The sequence below is a fragment of the Rathayibacter tanaceti genome (assembly GCF_001634385.1).
In the GTDB taxonomy this organism is placed as follows: domain Bacteria; phylum Actinomycetota; class Actinomycetes; order Actinomycetales; family Microbacteriaceae; genus Rathayibacter; species Rathayibacter tanaceti.
The window spans coordinates 1-5,688 of the sequence record NZ_LIIN01000151.1; the positions used below are offsets into that span (position 1 = coordinate 1).

The window sequence follows — 5,688 nt, forward strand, 5'->3', positions numbered from 1 at the left end:
GTACTGTCCTGGTTAAACAGCGATGGCCACCCAGGTGTCTGGGTGGCCATCGTGAATGGTGTCCGGCGGTGTCCTACTCTCCCACAGGGTCCCCCCTGCAGTACCATCGGCGCTGAGAGTCTTAGCTTCCGGGTTCGGAATGTGACCGGGCGTTTCCCTCTCGCTATAGCCGCCGTAACCCTCGCGACCGACCCGCACCGAGGCGGGTGGTCAAATCTTGGGGTTACACGTCATGCGTGTCTTCAATTATGTTCCGCACCTTGCAGTGCCGGGGTACCCGTATTCTGGGAACCACAAAGTGGACGCAAGCAATCTTTGACCACTCCTACCAGCCTTCACAACGGTATGAGTGTAATGATTATCAAGTTATCGGCTTATTAGTACCGGTCAGCTCCGACAGTCTTTAGTCCTGTCTTCCACATCCGGCCTATCAACCCAGTCGTCTGGCTGGGAGCCTCTCCCCCGAAGGGATGGAAATCTCATCTCGAAGCCGGCTTCCCGCTTAGATGCTTTCAGCGGTTATCCGTTCCGAACGTAGCTAATCAGCGGTGCTCCTGGCGGAACAACTGACACACCAGAGGTTCGTCCATCCCGGTCCTCTCGTACTAGGGATAGATCTTCTCAAATTTCCTACGCGCGCAGCGGATAGGGACCGAACTGTCTCACGACGTTCTAAACCCAGCTCGCGTACCGCTTTAATGGGCGAACAGCCCAACCCTTGGGACCTACTCCAGCCCCAGGATGCGACGAGCCGACATCGAGGTGCCAAACCATGCCGTCGATATGGACTCTTGGGCAAGATCAGCCTGTTATCCCCGAGGTACCTTTTATCCGTTGAGCGACAGCGCTTCCACAAGCCACTGCCGGATCACTAGTCCCGACTTTCGTCCCTGCTCGACTTGTCAGTCTCACAGTCAAGCTCCCTTGTGCACTTACACTCGACACCTGATTGCCAACCAGGTTGAGGGAACCTTTGGGCGCCTCCGTTACTCTTTAGGAGGCAACCGCCCCAGTTAAACTACCCATCAGGCACTGTCCCTGAACCCGATTAGGGTCCGAAGTTAGATATCCAGAGTGACCAGAGTGGTATTTCAACAATGACTCCACGAACACTAGCGTGCCCACTTCAACGTCTCCCACCTATCCTACACAAGCCACACCGAACACCAATACCAAACTATAGTAAAGGTCACGGGGTCTTTCCGTCCTGCTGCGCGTAACGAGCATCTTTACTCGTAATGCAATTTCGCCGAGTTCGCGGTTGAGACAGCTGGGAAGTCGTTACGCCATTCGTGCAGGTCGGAACTTACCCGACAAGGAATTTCGCTACCTTAGGATGGTTATAGTTACCACCGCCGTTTACTGGGGCTTAAATTCTCAGCTTCGCCTCACGGCTAACCGTTCCTCTTAACCTTCCAGCACCGGGCAGGCGTCAGTCCGTATACATCGTCTTGCGACTTAGCACGGACCTGTGTTTTTAGTAAACAGTCGCTTCCCACTGGTCTCTGCGGCCATCGAACGCTCCCGGAGCAAGTCCGTTCACGCCTCAGGCCCCCCTTCTCCCGAAGTTACGGGGGCATTTTGCCGAGTTCCTTAACCACGATTCTCTCGATCTCCTTGGTATTCTCTACCTGACCACCTGAGTCGGTTTGGGGTACGGGCAGCTAGAACCTCGCGTCGATGCTTTTCTTGGCAGCAGAGGATCACCGATTTCGACTTGCGTCTACCCATCAGATCTCAGGCTCATGAACGACGGATTTGCCTATCGTTCGCCCTACATCCTTAGACCGGGACAACCATCGCCCGGCTCGGCTACCTTCCTGCGTCACACCTGTTAACACGCTAAACGCACCAGCACGGGGTCGTACGCTAGGCCCAACGCTTCACCCCGAAGGGATCCATCACTGGGATTCAGATACTTAGCACTACTGGATTATCTTGGGCGGTTCTTCGCCGGTACGGGAATATCAACCCGTTGTCCATCGACTACGCCTGTCGGCCTCGCCTTAGGTCCCGACTTACCCAGGGAAGATTAGCTTGACCCTGGAACCCTTGGTCTTCCGGAGGACGGGTTTCTCACCCGTCTTTCGCTACTCATGCCTGCATTCTCACTCGTGTGGCGTCCACGGCTGGTTCACACCGCCGCTTCACTCGCCACACGACGCTCTCCTACCCATCAACACGGCTGGACCACGAAGGCCTACCACTAATGTCAATGCCACAACTTCGGTGGCGTGCTTGAGCCCCGTTACATTGTCGGCGCGGAATCACTTGACCAGTGAGCTATTACGCACTCTTTCAAGGGTGGCTGCTTCTAAGCCAACCTCCTGGTTGTCTGTGCAACTCCACATCCTTTCCCACTTAGCACGCGCTTAGGGACCTTAGTTGGTGGTCTGGGTTGTTTCCCTCTCGACTATGAAGCTTATCCCCCACAGTCTCACTGCTGCGCTCTCACTTACCGGCATTCGGAGTTTGGCTGACGTCAGTAAGCTTTTGGGCCCCATCGGCCATCCAGTAGCTCTACCTCCGGCAAGAAACACACAACGCTGCACCTAAATGCATTTCGGAGAGAACCAGCTATCACGAAGTTTGATTGGCCTTTCACCCCTATCCACAGCTCATCCCCTCCATTTTCAACTGAAGTGGGTTCGGTCCTCCACGACGTCTTACCGTCGCTTCAACCTGGCCATGGATAGATCACTTCGCTTCGGGTCTAGACCCTGCGACTACATCGCCCTATTCGGACTCGCTTTCGCTACGGCTGCCCCACACGGGTTAACCTCGCCACAGAGCACTAACTCGCAGGCTCATTCTTCAAAAGGCACGCCGTCACCCCAACAAGGAGGCTCCGACGGTTTGTAAGCAAACGGTTTCAGGTACTATTTCACTCCCCTCCCGGGGTACTTTTCACCTTTCCCTCACGGTACTTGTCCGCTATCGGTCATCTGGGAGTATTTAGGCTTATCAGGTGGTCCTGACAGATTCACACGGGATTTCTCGGGCCCCGTGCTACTTGGGATACTCTCCACGCCATAACACCATTTCGACTACGGGGCTCGCACCCGCTCTGGCCAGGCATTCAAACCTGTTCGTCTATGATGCGCTGTAACGCTCCGTGCTCGGCAGAACACGACGAAAAGTCCCACAACCCCGACCATGCAACCCCTGCCGGGTATCACACATGACTCGGTTTAGCCTCTTCCGCGTTCGCTCGCCACTACTAACGGAATCACTGTTGTTTTCTCTTCCTGTGGGTACTGAGATGTTTCACTTCCCCACGTTCCCTCTACCCGCCCTATATATTCAGGCGGGAGTCACCAGGTCACCACAAAGGGCCTGGCGGGGTTTCCCCATTCGGAAATCCTCGGATCACAGCTCGTTTATCAACTCCCCGAGGCTTATCGCAGATTACGACGTCCTTCTTCGGCTCCAGATGCCAAGGCATTCACCGTTTGCTCTTAAAAACTTGCTAATCACATGAGTTAAGAAACTACAACTCGAAAAGTTGCAGATCCAATGATTTGCACAACCCAGCCCAAAAGCCGAATCATGCGAATCTTGTCGATCCGACACCTGCAAGGGTGACGGATCTAAGATGCTCGCGTCCACTGTGTAGTTCTCAAAATACGGGCGGTACCCCTCCCCCACACACCCAGGCATGAGAAAAGGATCCAGAGAGTCGAGATCCAGCCGCCTTCCGAAGAAGCCAGCAGGCCCGGTCCCTCAGGACCCAACAGCGTGCATGCACCCAACTCCACCCGACCATGCGTTCCCAACCCGAGGCCGTACTAACACGAGACGAATCTCATCAAGCACCTAGTCCAATGTTCCACCCATGAGCAACCAGCGAAGACATTCGCTTCGATCTGGCGCCTGGAACCGACACGCCCCGTAGAGCGCCGTATCCAGATGCTCCTTAGAAAGGAGGTGATCCAGCCGCACCTTCCGGTACGGCTACCTTGTTACGACTTAGTCCTAATCACCGATCCCACCTTCGACAGCTCCCTCCTCACGGTTAGGCCACTGGCTTCGGGTGTTACCGACTTTCATGACTTGACGGGCGGTGTGTACAAGGCCCGGGAACGTATTCACCGCAGCGTTGCTGATCTGCGATTACTAGCGACTCCGACTTCATGAGGTCGAGTTGCAGACCTCAATCCGAACTGAGACCGGCTTTTTGGGATTCGCTCCACCTTACGGTATCGCAGCCCTTTGTACCGGCCATTGTAGCATGCGTGAAGCCCAAGACATAAGGGGCATGATGATTTGACGTCATCCCCACCTTCCTCCGAGTTGACCCCGGCAGTCTCCTATGAGTTCCCACCATAACGTGCTGGCAACATAGAACGAGGGTTGCGCTCGTTGCGGGACTTAACCCAACATCTCACGACACGAGCTGACGACAACCATGCACCACCTGTATACCGACCTTGCGGGGCAACCATCTCTGGAAGTTTCCGGTATATGTCAAGCCTTGGTAAGGTTCTTCGCGTTGCATCGAATTAATCCGCATGCTCCGCCGCTTGTGCGGGCCCCCGTCAATTCCTTTGAGTTTTAGCCTTGCGGCCGTACTCCCCAGGCGGGGAACTTAATGCGTTAGCTGCGACACGGAGACCGTGGAAAGGTCCCCACATCTAGTTCCCAACGTTTACGGCGTGGACTACCAGGGTATCTAATCCTGTTCGCTCCCCACGCTTTCGCTCCTCAGCGTCAGTAACGGCCCAGAGAACTGCCTTCGCCATCGGTGTTCCTCCTGATATCTGCGCATTCCACCGCTACACCAGGAATTCCATTCTCCCCTACCGCACTCTAGTCTGCCCGTACCCACTGCAGGCCCGAGGTTGAGCCTCGGGTTTTCACAGCAGACGCGACAAACCGCCTACGAGCTCTTTACGCCCAATAATTCCGGACAACGCTTGCACCCTACGTATTACCGCGGCTGCTGGCACGTAGTTAGCCGGTGCTTTTTCTGCAGGTACCGTCAAGCCGAAGCCCTTCTTCCCTACTAAAAGAGGTTTACAACCCGAAGGCCGTCATCCCCCACGCGGCGTTGCTGCATCAGGCTTGCGCCCATTGTGCAATATTCCCCACTGCTGCCTCCCGTAGGAGTCTGGGCCGTGTCTCAGTCCCAGTGTGGCCGGTCACCCTCTCAGGCCGGCTACCCGTCGTCGCCTTGGTGAGCCATTACCTCACCAACAAGCTGATAGGCCGCGAGTCCATCCTTGACCGAAAAACTTTCCACCCACACCCGATGCCGGGGCAGGTCGTATCCGGTATTAGACGCCGTTTCCAGCGCTTATCCCAGAGTCAAGGGCAGGTTACTCACGTGTTACTCACCCGTTCGCCACTAATCCACCCAGCAAGCTAGGCTTCATCGTTCGACTTGCATGTGTTAAGCACGCCGCCAGCGTTCGTCCTGAGCCAGGATCAAACTCTCCGTAAAAAAATTACGACCCCCAACCCCGAAGAGAAGGAAAGTCAAGTTTGACCTCCAGCAAATACGACATCCCTCCGACCCGAAAGCCGGAAACTGACATCAATTTCCAAAGGAAACCCAACCAGATCCGAAAACCTGACCAGGATATAAAATTGGCATTGAACATAGTGCACGCTGTTGAGTTCTCAAGAATCGGACACACCCCGCCTCCACACCACAAAAGATGCTTCACAACGAGAGTGATCGAAAAT

3 rRNA genes are annotated in these 5,688 nt (G+C 55.1%); all 3 read right to left on the reverse strand.

The annotated features are described in order from the left end of the window. Positions 1 to 60: 60 nt before the first annotated feature. Positions 61 to 177, reverse strand: a 5S ribosomal RNA gene (gene rrf / locus ACH61_RS13610). A 180-nt stretch (positions 178 to 357) separates the two neighbouring features. Then, positions 358 to 3,472 (reverse strand): 23S ribosomal RNA (locus ACH61_RS13615). Positions 3,473 to 3,920: 448 nt separating this feature from the next. Then, positions 3,921 to 5,443: ribosomal RNA gene (locus tag ACH61_RS13620) — 16S ribosomal RNA — on the reverse strand. The 16S, 23S and 5S rRNA genes sit together here, the layout of an rRNA operon. Between the last annotated feature and the right edge of the window lie 245 nt (positions 5,444 to 5,688).